This window comes from Corynebacterium sp. AOP40-9SA-29 (genome assembly GCF_052377405.1).
GTDB lineage: Bacteria > Actinomycetota > Actinomycetes > Mycobacteriales > Mycobacteriaceae > Corynebacterium.
Window position 1 is genome coordinate 242,506 of the sequence record NZ_JBQSWR010000003.1, and the last position, 15,170, is coordinate 257,675.

12 protein-coding genes are annotated in these 15,170 nt (G+C 65.3%); 4 read left to right on the forward strand and 8 right to left on the reverse strand.

Annotation, left to right across the window (positions count from 1 at the left end; genetic code table 11):
* Window positions 1-5 precede the first annotated feature (5 nt).
* Both ACT3SZ_RS07720 and ACT3SZ_RS07725 read left to right on the forward strand, forming a co-directional pair.
* Complete coding sequence (locus ACT3SZ_RS07720) at window positions 6-785, forward strand: ABC transporter ATP-binding protein (protein WP_444618068.1); 780 nt, start codon at window positions 6-8, stop codon at window positions 783-785.
* Window positions 776-3,619 carry a fumarate reductase/succinate dehydrogenase flavoprotein subunit gene (locus tag ACT3SZ_RS07725; RefSeq protein WP_444617959.1) on the forward strand — a complete coding sequence of 948 codons (2,844 nt, stop codon included), beginning with the start codon at window positions 776-778 and terminating at the stop codon, window positions 3,617-3,619. Before ACT3SZ_RS07720 ends, ACT3SZ_RS07725 begins: the two co-directional genes overlap by 10 nt.
* 136 nt (window positions 3,620-3,755) lie before the next feature.
* Here the strand turns inward: ACT3SZ_RS07725 and ACT3SZ_RS07730 are convergent, their stop codons facing one another.
* Window positions 3,756-4,799 carry a restriction endonuclease gene (locus ACT3SZ_RS07730; RefSeq protein WP_444617960.1) on the reverse strand — a complete coding sequence of 348 codons (1,044 nt, stop codon included), beginning with the start codon at window positions 4,797-4,799 and terminating at the stop codon, window positions 3,756-3,758.
* Window positions 4,800-5,135: 336 nt separating this feature from the next.
* Here ACT3SZ_RS07730 and ACT3SZ_RS07735 point away from each other — a divergent pair, with 336 nt between their 5' ends.
* On the forward strand, window positions 5,136-5,597 hold the full coding sequence (locus ACT3SZ_RS07735; RefSeq protein WP_444617961.1) for a hypothetical protein: 462 nt from the start codon (window positions 5,136-5,138) through the stop codon (window positions 5,595-5,597).
* 24 nt (window positions 5,598-5,621) lie between these two features.
* Here the strand turns inward: ACT3SZ_RS07735 and ACT3SZ_RS07740 are convergent, their stop codons facing one another.
* Together ACT3SZ_RS07740 and ACT3SZ_RS07745 are read right to left on the reverse strand one after the other, a co-directional pair.
* Window positions 5,622-6,830 (reverse strand): hypothetical protein, encoded by a 1,209-nt coding sequence (locus ACT3SZ_RS07740; RefSeq protein ID WP_444617962.1) that lies wholly within the window; start codon window positions 6,828-6,830, stop codon window positions 5,622-5,624.
* 28 nt (window positions 6,831-6,858) lie between these two features.
* Entirely contained in the window at window positions 6,859-7,788 is a 930-nt protein-coding gene (locus ACT3SZ_RS07745) for an alpha/beta hydrolase (protein ID WP_444617963.1), read from the reverse strand.
* 173 nt (window positions 7,789-7,961) lie between these two features.
* On the opposite strand from ACT3SZ_RS07745, the gene ACT3SZ_RS07750 reads away from it, so the two are divergent.
* Window positions 7,962-9,038 (forward strand): hypothetical protein, encoded by a 1,077-nt coding sequence (locus ACT3SZ_RS07750; RefSeq protein ID WP_444617964.1) that lies wholly within the window; start codon window positions 7,962-7,964, stop codon window positions 9,036-9,038.
* A 53-nt stretch (window positions 9,039-9,091) separates the two neighbouring features.
* Here ACT3SZ_RS07750 and ACT3SZ_RS07755 read toward each other — a convergent pair whose 3' ends face one another.
* From ACT3SZ_RS07755 to ACT3SZ_RS07775, 5 genes are all read right to left on the reverse strand, one after another.
* On the reverse strand, window positions 9,092-9,835 hold the full coding sequence (locus tag ACT3SZ_RS07755; protein ID WP_444617965.1) for a nucleoside phosphorylase: 744 nt from the start codon (window positions 9,833-9,835) through the stop codon (window positions 9,092-9,094).
* Between the two features lie 38 nt (window positions 9,836-9,873).
* Window positions 9,874-11,082, reverse strand: coding sequence for an amidohydrolase family protein (locus tag ACT3SZ_RS07760; protein WP_444617966.1), 1,209 nt, complete (start codon window positions 11,080-11,082; stop codon window positions 9,874-9,876).
* 57 nt (window positions 11,083-11,139) lie between these two features.
* Window positions 11,140-12,600, reverse strand: a complete 1,461-nt coding sequence (locus ACT3SZ_RS07765) for an ABC transporter permease (protein WP_444617967.1) — start codon at window positions 12,598-12,600, stop codon at window positions 11,140-11,142.
* Between the two features lie 134 nt (window positions 12,601-12,734).
* The gene (locus ACT3SZ_RS07770) at window positions 12,735-13,544 is read right to left on the reverse strand and encodes an ABC transporter ATP-binding protein (RefSeq protein WP_444617968.1); all 810 of its coding nucleotides are present in this window, start codon (window positions 13,542-13,544) and stop codon (window positions 12,735-12,737) included.
* A complete protein-coding gene (locus ACT3SZ_RS07775; protein ID WP_444617969.1) occupies window positions 13,541-14,587 on the reverse strand; it encodes an ABC transporter substrate-binding protein in 1,047 nt (348 codons plus the stop codon). Before ACT3SZ_RS07775 ends, ACT3SZ_RS07770 begins: the two co-directional genes overlap by 4 nt.
* Window positions 14,588-15,170: the final 583 nt, after the last annotated feature.

Sequence of the window (15,170 nt, forward strand, 5' to 3'; positions counted from 1 at the left end):
ACGCCATGACCATCGAGGTCACCGACCTGCGCATCGACGTCGGCGGGAAGACGGTGATCCCCGGGCTGTCGTTGAACATCGCGCCGGGGGAGATCCTGGTGCTCACCGGACCGTCCGGCTGCGGCAAGTCCACGCTCCTGCGCGCCGTCGCCGGGCTGAGTACACCGGTTGCCGGGACCATCGTCGCCGACGGCGAGCCGGTGACCACCACCTCGCGCGACCGGGCGATGGTCTTCCAGGAGGACGTCCTACTGCCGTGGCGCAGCGTGCGCGCCAACGTGGACCTGGCGCTGCGCCTGCGCGGCGTGCCACGAAGGCGGCGCCCTGCACAGATCGACACCTGGCTCACCGAGGTCGGCCTCGCCGACGCCGGTGACCACCTGCCCCGCTCGTTGTCCGGCGGCATGAGACAACGCGTGCAACTGGCCCGCGGCCTGGCCGGCGCACCACGCGCGGTGCTGATGGACGAACCCTTCGGCGCGCTCGACACCCAGACCCGCGTGGCCATGCAGTCGCTGCTGGTGCGCACCCTCGAGGCGCACCCGACCACCGTCGTCTTCGTGACCCACGACGTGGACGAGGCGCTCGTCCTCGGCGACCGGGTGGTGGTGCTCTCCGCCGCCGGACGCATCCGCGACGACATCGCTGTGCCGGCGGGGCCGGACGCGCCGGACGCACCGAACGCCGCAGCGCTCGCCGCTGCCCGCGCGCGGATCCTGACCGCACTGACGACACCGGAAGACCCCGAAGACACCACACAAGAGAGGACGTTGACATGCCAGTGAACTCCACGGCCGCCGTGAACGGCGCCAACCGCACCAGCACCACCGTCACCGACACTGACGCCGCACCTACCGTCCCCGCGGTCGGGGACGCCGAACGTCTGGACTGCGATGTCCTCGTCATCGGTGGCGGCACCGCCGGGGTGATGGCCGCACTCACCGCCGCGCAGGAGGGCGCGGACGTCCTGCTGCTGGAGAAGGCCCACGTCCGGCACTCCGGCGCGCTGGCCATGGGCATGGACGGGGTGAACAACGCGGTGATCCCAGGCAAGGCGGTGCCGGAGGACTACGTCGCCGAGATCACCCGCGCCAACGACGGCATCGTGGACCAACGCACCGTGATGCAGACCGCCACCCGCGGGTTCTCCATGGTCAAGCGCCTGGAGAGCTACGGCGTGAAGTTCGAGAAGGACGAGTACGGTGACTACGCCGTGCGCCGAGTGCACCGCTCCGGCTCGTACGTGCTGCCGATGCCGGAGGGTAAGGACATCAAGAAGGCGCTCTACCGGCAGCTGCGTCGCAAGGAGAACCGCCGGCACATCCGCATCGAGAACCGGTTCATGCCGGTGCGCGTGCTCGTCGGTGAGGACGGTCGGGCCTGCGGGGCGGCGGCCTTCAACACCCGCACCGGCGAGTTCGTGACCGTCGGCGCCAAGAGCGTGATCCTGGCGACCGGGCCGTGCGGACGCCTGGGGCTGCCGGCGTCCGGCTACCTCTACGGCACCTACGAGAACCCCACGAACGCCGGCGACGGCTACTCCATGGCCTACCACGCCGGCGCCGAACTCAGCGGCATCGAGTGCTTCCAGATCAACCCGCTGATCAAGGACTACAACGGTCCGGCCTGCGCCTACGTGGCCAATCCCTTCGGCGGCTACCAGGTCAACGCCGACGGCGACCGGTTCGTGGACTCCGACTACTGGTCCGGCCAGATGATCAAGGAGGTCGCCGGCGAGATCGAGTCGGCGAAGGGACCGATCTACCTGAAGGTCTCGCACCTGCCGGAGGAGACGGTGTCCGAGCTCGAGTCGATCCTGCACAGCACCGAACGCCCCACCCGCAGCACCTTCCACGCCAACCGCGGCCACGACTACCGCACCCACGACATCGAGATGCACGTCTCGGAGATCGGACTGTGTAGCGGGCACTCGGCCTCCGGCGTGGCGGTGGACGACCACGGCCGCACGACCGTGCCCGGGCTCTACGCCGCCGGCGACTTGGCGTGCGTGCCGCACAACTACATGATCGGCGCCTTCGTCTACGGCGAGCTCACCGGACGCGACGCCGCGTTGACCCGCGGGGACGTCGAGGCACCGGGCGACTTGCCCGCCGAGCAGGTGCGTGAGGCCCACGAGCTGATCTACCGGCCGTACCTGCACCCGGACGGCCCGCCGCAGCCGCAGGTCGAGTACAAGCTGCGGCGTTTCGTGAACGACTACGTGGCACCGCCGAAGACCTCCAACAAGCTGGAACTCGCCGTGGAGACCTTCGAGCGTATGCGCCTGGAGATCGAGGCGATGGGTGGGCGCACCCCGCACGAGCTGATGCGCTGTGCGGAGGTGAGTTTCATCCGCGACTGCGCGGAGATGGCGGCGCGCAGTTCGCTGACCAGGCAGGAGTCGCGGTGGGGTCTGTACCACGAGCGTGCCGACCTGCCCGGTGGGCAGCGCGACGAGGAGTGGGGTTTCCACCTGAACCTGTTCAAGGACGGGGCAGGCGAGATGTCGTTCCTCAAGAGGCCGGTGCACCCCTACTTGGTGCCGGTCGAGGAGTTCGACCACATCCCCTCGCCGGACGACACGGCGGTGCCGGTCGCTTCCCCGGTGGTGCGCACGCCCTTCGACGCCGGTGCGGTGCGCGGGCGGGCCGTCGCCCGCTCGACCGAGGGGGCGGGTGCCCAGCGGATCCTGGAACTGCTGGCGATCGAGGATCCGCAGGCCGAAGAGCTTGCGGTGTTCCTCGATGATCCGGAGCCACGGGTGCGCACCGCGGCGATCGCCTCGGCGACGGAGAACACCCCGGACGGGTTCGGTCGGGTGCTGCTCGCGGCGCTGGGTGATTCCGATGCGGAGGTGCGCCGGCAGTCGGTGAAGGCGTTGCGCGAACTCGTGGAGATCCTGCCGCGCGTCGAGGACGCCGGGGTTCATCTGGAGGCGCCTGATCCTGCGGTCCGCACCATCGCGCTGCACCTGATGCGGGTGCAGGGCACTGGTTCCCCGTCGGTGTACCGCGATGCCTTGGCGGACACTGACCTGCGGGTGCGCTTGGAGGCGGTGGCGGCGTTGACCTCGGTCGACGATGCCGCCGGTGTGTCGTTGGCATGCGGTGATGCTGAGCGTGAGGTGCGTGTGGTCGCCGCGAAGGCGCTCGGCACGATCGCATCCGCCGACAGTGAGCCGGTGCTTCTTGAACTCGGTGGCGATGTGGACCCGCTGGTGCAGGAGGCGGCGTTGGCTGCGCTGGGTCCTGTGGGGCGGGCTGGTGGTGGAGCCGGGGCAGGGGGCGGGGCAGGCAACGGCGCAGGGGAGGAATCCGCGCGTGCCCGGCTGCTCGCGGAGTCGCTGGGGCACCCGTCGTGGCGTGTGCGTGTCGGTTCGGTGAGGGGGGCGGCCTCGTTGGACGCCGGGACCGCGGTTGCGCTGTTGCGGCGGGGTCTGTCCGATGAGAACGCCGATGTGCGCAAGGCCGTGGTCACGACCGCGGCGACGTGGCCGGGTGACCCCTCGGTACGCGAGGTCCTGGTCGCCGCGCAGGGGGACTCGGACGCCGATGTCCGTGCCTACGCGCGGATCCACCTGGAGGCAGGGGAGGAGGTGGAGGCTGGGGCGGAGGTGTAGGCAGGCGTGGAAATGTAGGGAGAGGCACGACCTCGATTCGCATTCCGTCCCCGGTGTGCCCCCGAGTTGGGCCTGGAAGGAATGACCGCGCGGGGTACTGAATTTGAGGTACACGGCCGGAAGAGCTCCGGCGAGATTACTCGGCCTCGTCGGAGACCACGAGGACCGAGGTCAGGGGAATCGCTCGTCGCCAGCGCTCAGGAAGTTGCGCGTAGTTGTCGATGATGAGCGAGACGATGTCTTCGCCGGATAAGAGCCGAATTCCGGATCGCTGTCGCTCGATCGCGATCGCATCTCTGCTGTAGGAACCCAGGGTGAAGAACAGGCAAAGTTCACCATCCCCCTGCGTGCCGATGAGCTGATTGACCTCGGGGGAGCCAATGGTGCTTACTCGCTGTTTGCATTGGGCCTTGATAAGAGGTGGCTCGATGCCCAAGGGATCCTTGTGGGCAACAACGTCGATGCCACCGTCCTGTGAATATTGGGTGACACGCGCTTGGTAGCCGATCGCTCGGAGAAGGTCCGCAGACAGCTCCTCGAATTCCCGGGGGTTGATGGCGCTCGTGAGTACTTCGAGGATGAAGTCTCGTGTGTGCCTTTCGATCCTGGAAGCGCGGGGTTCGTCCGATTCCGGGGCGTCGGCTTCTTCGTCGAGGTTCCGGGTCTTTGTAAGTGCGTCGACGGTGTCGGCAATGGCGTCAGCGTCATTTGTTTTCGCATGAAGGACGGCGAATACCTCGTCAGTATGCCGACTGACCTTGAATAGGGTTAGAGCTGAACCCAGTTCATAAAGTGCGGACTGTGAGAATACTGCTCGGGGAAGGCCTGTCTTAATCCATCGGACACGGTGACGGTGCCGGTGGGTTGGAGCGTCTTCCTCGAAATAATACTCGCTGTCGACTTTCCCGATATTGATTGTGCTGTCTGGTCTGTATGGGGCGACGATGATGTCACCGACGGATACTTCGCGGGCGAACCTGTACAGGACGCCGGCTTGTCCGGCGATGCTGTTCGTCTTGGCATTAGGGTGTTTCTCGGCGAGAGTTTTCTTGATGCTATCGCGGCCGGAGGAGAATTTCGATAGATCTCCGACTTCGTCCCACCCGATGCTGACGAACCCCTCGTCAACCAGCTGGTCGGTCACGGTGTCGTTGTGAATGCCCCAGATTTGTTCCGACATGTCGTCCTGTCTGTCCTTGGCGGTCGCTTCGAAGACAATGCTACTGATGGGCTGGTGCGCTCGGACCTCCGGGAGGTTCGGCCATTGCGCCGTCAGCTTCGGAGCGTCTCGCCAAGTCGGATCTTGATGATCGACTCCCGGTCCACTCCGATACGCCGTGCTTCAGCATCGAGGGCCTTGACCATCCACGCAGGAAGGTCGAGGGCTACCTGGTGCAGTTCTTCTCCAGGGCGCGCACGGAATCGAGGTCGAGGCGCTCGGAGATGTCTTCGCCAAGGTCACGGCATGATTCCGTACCCAGGATATACCCGGCAGCGCCCGTGCTACCGTGAACCGATGTCGAGGAGTGCAGCGCCGAACAAGCATGGACGGGTGGATAAGGCCGACTCCTGGAAAATGGCGCTGCTGGTCAGCTCCGTCGCCGTTTCCTTCCTGGTCATGCTGGTCATGTGCCTCGCCGGAGTTTTTCCGCTCGCGTCGCCACGTGGGGCAGTTCTCCTGACACTGGGCGGGTTCACCTCGGTCGGACTCAGCGTCGCTTCCGTCTTCGACCGGTGGGACGGGCGGCCGAGCCAGGTCATACCCAACCTCGCGCGCTGGCTCTGTTTCGTCGTCGCAGCGGCACTGTGGGCGGCGGCGCCGGTGGTTCTTCTCGTCGCCGGGTACGACTGGACCGATACCTTCGGCGGCCGCCGGAGTTCTCTGCCGTTGTGGTTGATCGCGGCTGTCGCCTGGGGTCTCGCACTGTTTACTCTGGCCCTCCCCGCCCGTGATCTGCGGGGATCCGCGCGGACGTGAAGGCACAGGTGGAGCCCAGCCCGCCTACACCCCAAGCACCAACTGATCCTCCGCAAGCATCACCGTCGAACGCTCCACCACATGGGCGATGGTCTCCTTCGGGAACGGCGAGAACTCGGCGATCATGTCCACCGCGTTGGCGAGCGCGCGTGCCCAGGCGGCGTTCGCCGAGATCACGGAACTGCACAGGGCACGTTCCATGCGCTCCACCAGCCGGGGCTGCGTCGGGGCGGTGAGTATCTCGATGCCCGGCAGGTTCAGCTCGCGCTCGTCGTCGGTGAAGATCCGTACCGTCACCCCGCGGGCATCCATGGCGATACCGCTGACCAGGCCTTCGTCGCCGAACTCGCGCAGCGCCTCGCCGACCAGGCCGATGGCCAGCCCCTCCAGGGAGTCGGCCACCTCCTTGTCGGCGATACTGGGCATCCCCTCCCATCGGTCGCGCACCTCCTGCACGGCGAGTTCGTGAGCGGTGGTGTCCACGATCTTGAACGTCACCCCGTGCGGACACCGGATCCGGCCAGACGCATCGGGGAACGGAAAGTTCATATTCGTCGCCTTCGACAGCACCACGACGTCCTCCACGGACCTACGCCCGCCGGCCCTCTCCAGTGGTGCTCCGCCGCGGGCGATGAGGCCCGCCGCCGTCTCCTGCAATGCCTCGACCCACCAGCCCTGCAACGTCCCGGGATCCCGCCGACGCAATTCGTCAATACGAGCCAACGCGTCCTGGTCCTGGTCGAAGACGTCGAAGGTGCGGAAATGCACCGGTGCGCTCAGCCCGCTGGAGCCGTCAAGGCTGTCGTCGGTGTCCAGGCAGGTCACGGACAGCGCGCGGAGCCCCGGCTCAAACGGGTCATCAATGACACCGAGGTCGAAAACGCGGTCATGTCTGTCATCGCTGAACACCGCCTGGAACGCGGAGAGCGCGCCCATCTGCAGGACGCTCCACACCGCATCCGGGACCGCATCGAGGTCCAGGGCCTCCCAGCTTTGGACGCGCCGGTAGGCGTCCATCGCCTCGAACCTTTCGACGGCAAGCGCGCTGGACGCGCCGGACGCCGCTTCGTGCCGGGCGCGCTCGGCGTCCTCTATCTCTATCTGCGCGCCGACGGCGGCGATCACGGCTTCGCCGTACTCGCGCAGATCCGGTGATTCCCCCGTGCACAGCGTATTGAATAGTTTCTTTGCCCGGCCCCCATCGGGGCCGGAGAATATTAGTTTTTCCCCCATACCCGGCGATGCTAGCAGGGAAGCCGGCCTACCGTCGCTGCATGGATGTACCAATCACTGCGCCGATTTCTGTACCGATAATGCGACGGGCAGTGGTGGCCGCGTCGATCATTCCGGCGAGGAAGAGGAACGGGTGAACCATGCCGGCGAAGCGCAGCGTGGTCACCGGCACGCCGGACGCGGCGAGGGCGGCCGCGTAGGCCTCGCCGTCGTCGCGGACCGGGTCGTATTCGGCGGTGATCACCGTGGCAGGGGCAAGTCCGTGCAGGTCAGGATTGAGTGCGGGGGAGACCATCGGATCGGTGACATCGTGACCGACAGTGTAGTTCTCCACGAAGTAGCGCATATCGCGGGCGGTGAGGAAGTAACCGTCGGCGAACTCCGCGTAGCTCGGGTACGGCGCCTCGCGTAGGTCCGTGACCGGGTACACCAGCACCTGGTGGACCAGCGGCGGTTCGTGGTCGCGCAGCCGCTGGGCGGCGACGGCGGCGAGATTACCGCCGGCGCTGTCGCCGGCCACGGTGATCCGCGTGGGGTCCACCGCCAACCCGGACGTGCCCTCCAGTAGCGAGGTGACCACGCCCAGGACGTCCTGCACCGCGGCGGGGAAGGGGTTTTCCGGGGCGAGGCGGTAGTCCACGCTGACCACCACGGCATCCGCGGCGGCAGCGATATCGCGGGCGGTGGTGTCTGCCAGGTCCAGGTCGCCGAGTACCCAGCCGCCGCCGTGCAGGTAGACCACCGCGCCGAGGGTGGCGTCGATCGCGCGGGGTGCGTAGACCCTGGTCGGCACGCCTGCCACGGTCAGGTCATAGACCACCGGCAGCGGACGTGGCTCGCCGATGATTTTCTTGGCTTCATCCTGGTCAGCCCGGTTCTGTGCGGGAGTCTGCGTGTCGAGTGGTGGCGCGCCGGCGACGGAGTCGAGGAAGGCTTGGGCCTGAGGGTGGACGGGCAACGTGGTGCTCCTTGGGGGAGAGGTGGCGCGGCAAGCGCGGGAGTGTCGCCAAAAGGCTACGCGCGTGCGGGGATTGGCAACCGTGCTCGCTCGGGTTCTTTCTGTCGAACGAACGTTCACCTCTCCTACGTTCCCGGCATTTCATGTCCGTGCCGGCCGATACCGTGTGGGGCATGCTCACCATTGACGACACCTTCGCCGCCCCCGCGCTCGGGCTCGACGTTCCCGACCGCCGTCTCCTGCCCGTTGCTGCCAGTACGGCCCGTCGCTCACCAGACCGACGTATCCCGGACACTGTGCGCTGCTACGACGATGCGTCCGGAATGCGGCTGACCTGGATCTCCGGTTATGAGGAGACCTGCGCCCGCGCCACTGTGCGGCCCCGCACCTCCGATCCGCGGCAGGGACTCACCGCGTCCCTCGTGCGCATCGAGGGCAGCGTGGTCCAGGCCGATCTGTGCGGGAGCGACGGAGACGTTGTCACCCGCGTCCTCGCCGACTGCGATGACGTGTGGACGGTGCCGGACGCCTGCTGGTTCGGCACGCGTCTGGACGAGTCGGCGACCGCGACGCGTGAGGACGTCGCCCTCACTGCTGTCGCGCTGGACGTGGAGGTCGACGTGGAGTTCGGCGCTGGGACGGACGCCGACGGCGGCGACACCGACGGCGGACACGTGCCGTCTCTTCTGTCGGCCCCGCTGCCGCAGGTCAGCGAGGATGTCCTCGATGCTGCACCGCACGCGGTGATCGTCGGACGCATCCTGTCCGCTGAACTCGTGACCAATGAGCTCACCGGTCGGGCCTGGTACCGCACGGTGGTGGACGCGTCGCTACCCCTCCCGCTCGCCCTGCCATCAGACGTCGAACCGCAGGTCGGCGCGTGGGTCACCGGCTACGTCCGGCTTGCCGTGTCCACCGGAATCTGGGACACGAAGGGCACCGTCACCAGTGCCCTGGACCTGCCGGCCGGGTGGCACGGGGACATTGCCGACGCCGCGGGTGAGGATGTGATTGCGCGAGCCGCAGAGCGCCTAGATACCGTCACCGAACTGCGGGTCGAGGGCCGGTACGCCACTGCTCAGGTGTTCGGGGAGCAGGATCGGCAGGTGGTCGTTGACCTCGCGAGTCCGGCGGAGGCTTCGTGGTGCAGCTGCCACGCCCCGGAGGTGCTGTGCACGCACGTGGTGGCTACCGCGCTGTTGCTGGGAGCGCGGACGGCAGAGGGAGAAGGCTCAGCGGTTGGTGCGTAGGGCTCCGCTAGCCGGCGACCGGCAGGGCGGACGGCCCCCGCGACGCTCTTACATCAACGCTCACGGCTGATGAGGGCACGGACGGCCTCGACGCCGGTTCGGTGAAGCCCGTCCAGAGGCGGCGGGTTGGCCCCGTCCACGTCATCACCCCACATCATGATGACACTGCCGGCGCGGACCCCCAGCGCGGACGACACGACGTAGGTCGCGGCCGTCTCCATTTCGGAACAGATTGCCCCGGCACGGGCCCAGAGATCCAGACGCGCCCTCAGCTCGGTCGCCATAGGAAGTCTCTCAGGCTCCGTCTCGCCATAGAACGCGTCCTTTGAGTGGACGATTCCCAGATGCCGGCGCGCGCCCACCGTGTCAGCGCCCTCGCGTAGTGCAGTCAGGACATCGAAATCCCCGGCCGCTGGGAACTCCGGTGGCATGTAGTTCCGGCTGGTTCCCTCGTCCCTGACCGCGGCGGTGGCGATTGCGAGATCACCGGTTCGCACGTACGGCTGCATGGTCAGGGAGGTTCCGAGCCGGATGAATGTGTGCACTCCCGTCTTCGCGAGCTCTTCGATCGCCAACGCGGTCGAGGGGCCGCCGACACCCGTAGAGGTGACGACAACAGGAGTGTCGTCGACAAAGCCCCGCCAGGTCTCGAATTCACGGTTCTGGGCCACCAGCTGTGGACGGTCAAGGTGGCTGGCGACGATCTTAGAATGCGCCGGGTCATTCGGAAGCAGCGCATAGGGTGCGCTGTCCACGTCGGCGAGATGGATGTGGTGCTGTAGTCCTTCACGGGCCATTGTGACTCCTTGGAATGGGGACGATGATCAGATGATGATCAGAGGGCGTTCGTTCGTGTGAGCTTTCCGTCGCGCGCGACGATCCGCCCGGCCTTGAGGACCAGTGAGCGAGGCGGGGGCAGGACGACGAGTTCCCCGATGACCTCACCCGGCAAGACGACGAGATCGGCCGGTGCGCCGACCTCGACGCCGAACGGCTCGATGCCGAACACCTTGCGTCCGAGCCGGTTGCCGATGGACGCCGCGAACTCCAGGTCCCGGTCTGTCCGCCAGTACTTCTTGTAGGCGAGGAACTGCGCTCGTGCGAGGATGTCACCTTCGCCCCACGGTGACCACAGGCTGCGGGCTGAGTCCGACCCCAGGCACAGGAGGACCCCGTCATCGTGGAGCCGATTGATGTCCGGGACCGGCAACAGTCCGTGCACGCCGACGGTGATCGAGATGCCGGCGTCGGCGAGAGTGCTGCTGAGGTGGGTTAACTGTTCGGGGGTCGGCTCGGCGAGGCTGAAGACGTCACACATGCTGACCTTGCCCTGCATGTTCAGCGATTTCGTCCGCTCAGCAATACGGTCCACAAGCCAGACACCTAGTTCGCCGTCCTCGTGGGCGTGGAAGTCGACGGGAACCTGGTACTTCTCGGCGAGACCGAAGACGGTGTCCAGAGCGGCATTGGCGTCCTTGTCCTGCCCTGCGGGATCCAGTCCGCCGACGGCGTCCGCGCCGTCGGCAAGAGCGGCGTCGAGGAGATCGGCGGTACCAGGCTTACGAATGATGCCAAGTTGGGGGAACGCCACCACGGAGAGATCGATTTCCTCCGCGAGTTCCTCTTTCAGTTCGAGCATCGCGTGTACGCCGTCGAGGCCGATCTCGGGCGCGACATCAGCGAAGACCCGCATCGTCGTCGTACCGTATTCGATGCATCGATCGATGAACCTACGTGCGCGAATCTTCACAGGTGACTGGGGGAGCTTCCACTGCTCGATCATGTCGTCGAACATTTGGTCCATGGAGATTTCGTCGGCGGTGCGTCGCACCCACTTCTCTCCCCACATGCTCTTGTCCGCGTGTGAGTGGCCGTCGACGAAAGACGGCATCACGATCTGGCTTTTGACGTCCTCCACCTGATCCTCCGGAAGGGGGGTGAAGTCTCCTTCCGGCAGTACTTCAGTGATGACTCCACCGTCGATGACGATGATGCTCTCGGCTTCCGCTCCGTCGATACGGGCGTGCCTCAGGATGGTGCGCATGTCAATGGTCCTTTCCGCATTCTTTGCGGGTTAATTCGGTGAATGTTTTCAGTGGGGTTACGACAAGCGGTGCAGCGCGATTGACTCAAGTTTCGCGGCGACAAGATAGACCAGGAGAGAGATACAGAGCACCGCGGCTACCCCGGCCCAGACGAAGTTGTAGTCGGAGAGTGTCGCGGCGACCGTCATCGTCGCGCCGAGCCCCTCGCCGGTGGCAAGCCATTCCGCGACCATTGCGGCACCGATCGACAGCGGCAGTGCGATTTTCACTGACGCAAGCAAGGCCGGGATGGCGTAGGGAAGATGCAGGCTCATCGTCGTCCGGATACCGCCGGCACCGTAGGCGGTGAAAACGTCGGATGCCGAAGGCGGAACCTGTCGCATGGCGAGCAGCAGGTTCACGAGCGTCGGAAAGAACGTCATGATGGTGACGAGCACAGTGACGGCCAGCAGGCCGCGTCCGAAGATGAGCGCGAGCAACGGCATCGCCGCGACGATGGGAACAGAACGCAGCGTGATCGAGATCGGCATGAGGGCTTGCTCCGCGATGGGCCAGTGGAAGGCGAGCACCGCCATCAGGATCGCTGCGACGAGGCCGACGACAAACCCGATCCCGGCATTGACCAGAGTGATCGACAGGGAGTCGATGAGGTAGTTGACTGCCAGCTGTTCCTCGCTGTTGCCGCTCGTGACGAGCTGTGTGTACTCGTTGAAGAGATATGGAAGGACGTCCCCTGGCCCACGGGCAACTGCGCCTCCGCCGGGGAGCGCCTGTGCGGCGATCCACCAGACGATGAGGACGCCGATAATGGTCACGAGGACCGCACCGAGGAACTGCAGGATCCCTCGGAGCTTCGAGGAGTGGGTGGCGAACTCGTCGGCCCGCGAGCCGAGCTGAGTCGTCGCCGTCGTCATCCGGGGAAAGAGAAGCTTCGCGACTAGCGGGATGACAGCGTAGGCAACTGCGGCGACGGCCGCGGTGACGATGGCCAGCCCCCAGGCGCGGGGGACGTTGAAGCTGCCCTGGGCCTGGATCATCGCGACCCCGAGTCCACGGACGCCGCCCATGTACTCACCGATGATGGCACCGAGGATCGCGCTCGGTGCTGCCACCTGCAGGCCAGTGATGATTGAGGGGACCGCGGCGGGTAGCCGGACCTTGCGCAGCGCAGTCCAGGCGGAGCCGCCGGCGGCGATGACAACCTCGACCGAGGCCCGGTCGGCGGAACGGAGACCGAGGATCGCCGCGACAGTCGTCGGGAACAGGGACGCTTGTGCTGCGAGTATGACGCTGGGTGTGTCGCCGTTGAACGCGATGGTGAGCAGGGGTGCCACGGCGATAAGGGGCAGTGCGACTGCTCCGACGGCCAGGCGCTCGACGAGTGCCTGTAATCGCCGGAATGGAAGCGTCAATGCCACGAGCAGCAGCGCGATTCCATTGCCCCAGAGGAATCCCTGGCCCGCACTGAGCATCGTCGCCGACACATTTCGTGGGTAGTAGCTCACGTCGGATGCCATCTGTTGGACCACGACGAGTGGCGAGGGAACTACGGCCTCCAGGCGAGGTACGGCTGACAGCGCTGTCCAGAGAAGAATCAGGAGGACCGAGGAGATCAGCGGCACCGCCCACCGCTGGTGACCTGACAACACTCTCATGGCGTCCCCGAACCGGACGCCGTGAAGAGCATCCTGCTGATCTCGCCGCAGAGGTCGTGGAAGTGTGCGTCCCGTAACGTTTCGGCATTGCGCGGGCGCTCCAGGTCGATGGTGATGATTCCTTCGATCCGTCCTGGCCGGGGCGTCATGACGATGACCTTGTCCGAGAGCAGGACGGCCTCGGAGATGCTGTGGGTCACCAGGACTGTCGTTGTCTCGCGCTCACTCCAAATGCGCTGCAACTCGAAGTTGAGCCGCTGTCGCGTGATGTCGTCAAGGGCACCGAACGGCTCGTCGAGCAGAAGTAGGTCAGGATTGAGGACGAGGGACCGCGCCAGGGAGACGCGCTGCCTCATCCCTCCCGACAGCTGCGACGGGCGTGAATCCCCGAAGCCGCTGAGGCCGACTAGATCGATGAGGTTGCGGACGGCTTCAGGGTCTTTGTCGCCAGTCACCTCCAACGGCAGTCGGATGTTGGCTTCCACCGTCCGCCACGGCAGCAACGCGGAATCCTGGAAAGCCACGCCGATCCTGCTGGAAAGGCGGAGTGACGAGGGGGACTGTCCGTCGACTAACACCTTTCCGGATGAAGGCTGATCGAGGTCGGCGAGCATACGCAGAATCGTCGACTTCCCGCAGCCAGACAGCCCCACGATGCTGACGAATTCCCCAGGCTCGGCGGTATACGAGACATCATCTAGCGCGACCACCTCGTCTGACCCTGTTCCGAAGGACTTGTTCACGTTGATAAGTTCGAAACCGGTGGTGCGGCCTGCGGGTTCTGTGAGTAGCGCGTCCTGTGTCATGAGAGCAGCTCATTGGTGAACATGGTGGGATCCGCCTGGATTCCGATTGAACCGAGGCTGTCTATGGTTTCCTGGATGAGGGCGTCGGACATCCAGAAGGCCGATTTGTCCGTGTCCGTCTCGCGAGTCATGTAGGGGACCATCGCTTCCAGGACAGCTGTTTGTTCTTCGAGAACCAGGCCCAAGTCCTGGCCGTACATGTCGACGGTGGTTTGCGCCCCAAGCCCGGGATCGCCCAGTGCCGCGGCCCACCCTTCTTCCGAGGACTTGAGGAAGGTTCGCATCGTCTCGGCAGACTCTTCGTCTGAAAGGGTGTCTTCATGCACCATGATGACGTTCTGCATGCGATTGAAGCCGTATTCTCCCAACGGCATCACGTGAGTCGAATGGCCGGCGAGCTCCAGAGTCACGGGCTGGTTGGTCGCCAAGCCCCACAACGCATCGACTTCGTTGGAGATGAGGGGGGCCGGGTCGAATTGGATGGGGACCAATTCGACCTTTGAGACATCGACGTTGTTGCTCTCCATGAAGACAATCGCGGTGTTCCGCCCGGCGAGCGTGATGCCGAGTCGCTTCCCCTCAATGTCCTTCGGTTCCTTCACCGGGCTGTCCGCCAGCGAAACCCAGCACTCGGGGCTTCGCTGGAAGAGCGACCCGACGATCTTGATCTTGTCCCCGGCGTTGATAGCGTTGACCGCGTTCTCCGGGATAGCTTCGATGCCGCCGAGAGCCCGTTTTCCTGTGATCAGGGGAATAGTCGCGGAGTTTGGCCCTCCAGAGATGAACGTCGGTTCGATGTCGGTGCTCTCGTAGTCACCTTCTTGTTGGGCCTGAAAGAACCCGGCGTACTCGGCATTCGGTATCCAGGCGAGTTTGAATTCGAATTCTCCCGCACCGCCCATGCCGCCGGAGTCATCGCCGCATGAAGTCAATAGTGGAGATGCCGCTATCGTTCCGGCGATGAGGGGGATGGCGCGGAGGAAATTCCGGCGGGATATCTGGCGACGCTGGGGTGAGGGAAATGTAGACGGTTGTAACGGCATGGCGTTCCAATCTGAGATGGCACGATCAGGAAAGTTACGGCAGTACGGCTGGGGGTGTTGCGGACGTTCTGGTTCTCGGTCGACCGGGGTCGGTAATCCGAAAGCGTGTACTTTCGGGCACCCTGAATTCGTCATGCTGACGGGAGGGATGAGAGATCACCGGTCGCGGGCTCCACACGATGGAGACGCGTACCTGTGGTGCGACGAGGCTTCTACGATGCGGAGCTGGCCTACGCCGGTCAACCGGGTCGGGGCCGTCTAGAGCGCAGGGGTGGCTGGCGGGCCGATGTTCCCGCCGTTCCCAGGACAAGGCTGCAACGTACTTGAGCTCCGTGCGCCGTCCCAGCGGAAGCTGGCGGGGGCCTTGTTCACGGAACGGGGTATCGCCGTGACCCTGTCGATTCGCTGCATATCGATTGTCATGGTGCCCCTCCGTTCCGCGTTAGTAGTTATTGGCAAATGTAAGTGAGGTCCGGCAGGGTGTCAACAGGTAGTTTCTGGTACTTCGTGGGCCATTTCGCCGTGCGAAACCTTGTTTTTTTAGCAAAACTGCAGGTTATGATGGGTGCTGGCTGACTGATGG

Excerpts from the sequence above, each read along its gene's own strand:
- ACT3SZ_RS07720 (WP_444618068.1), top strand. The coding sequence starts at position 6 with ATGACCATCGAGGTCACCGACCTGCGCATCGACGTCGGCGGGAAGACG.
- ACT3SZ_RS07725 (WP_444617959.1), top strand. The coding sequence starts at position 776 with ATGCCAGTGAACTCCACGGCCGCCGTGAACGGCGCCAACCGCACCAGC.
- ACT3SZ_RS07730 (WP_444617960.1), bottom strand. The coding sequence starts at position 4,799 with ATGTCGGAACAAATCTGGGGCATTCACAACGACACCGTGACCGACCAG.
- ACT3SZ_RS07735 (WP_444617961.1), top strand. The coding sequence starts at position 5,136 with ATGTCGAGGAGTGCAGCGCCGAACAAGCATGGACGGGTGGATAAGGCC.
- ACT3SZ_RS07740 (WP_444617962.1), bottom strand. The coding sequence starts at position 6,830 with ATGGGGGAAAAACTAATATTCTCCGGCCCCGATGGGGGCCGGGCAAAG.
- ACT3SZ_RS07750 (WP_444617964.1), top strand. The coding sequence starts at position 7,962 with ATGCTCACCATTGACGACACCTTCGCCGCCCCCGCGCTCGGGCTCGAC.
- ACT3SZ_RS07755 (WP_444617965.1), bottom strand. The coding sequence starts at position 9,835 with ATGGCCCGTGAAGGACTACAGCACCACATCCATCTCGCCGACGTGGAC.
- ACT3SZ_RS07760 (WP_444617966.1), bottom strand. The coding sequence starts at position 11,082 with ATGCGCACCATCCTGAGGCACGCCCGTATCGACGGAGCGGAAGCCGAG.
- ACT3SZ_RS07765 (WP_444617967.1), bottom strand. The coding sequence starts at position 12,600 with ATGGCATCCGACGTGAGCTACTACCCACGAAATGTGTCGGCGACGATG.
- ACT3SZ_RS07770 (WP_444617968.1), bottom strand. The coding sequence starts at position 13,544 with ATGACACAGGACGCGCTACTCACAGAACCCGCAGGCCGCACCACCGGT.
- ACT3SZ_RS07775 (WP_444617969.1), bottom strand. The coding sequence starts at position 14,587 with ATGCCGTTACAACCGTCTACATTTCCCTCACCCCAGCGTCGCCAGATA.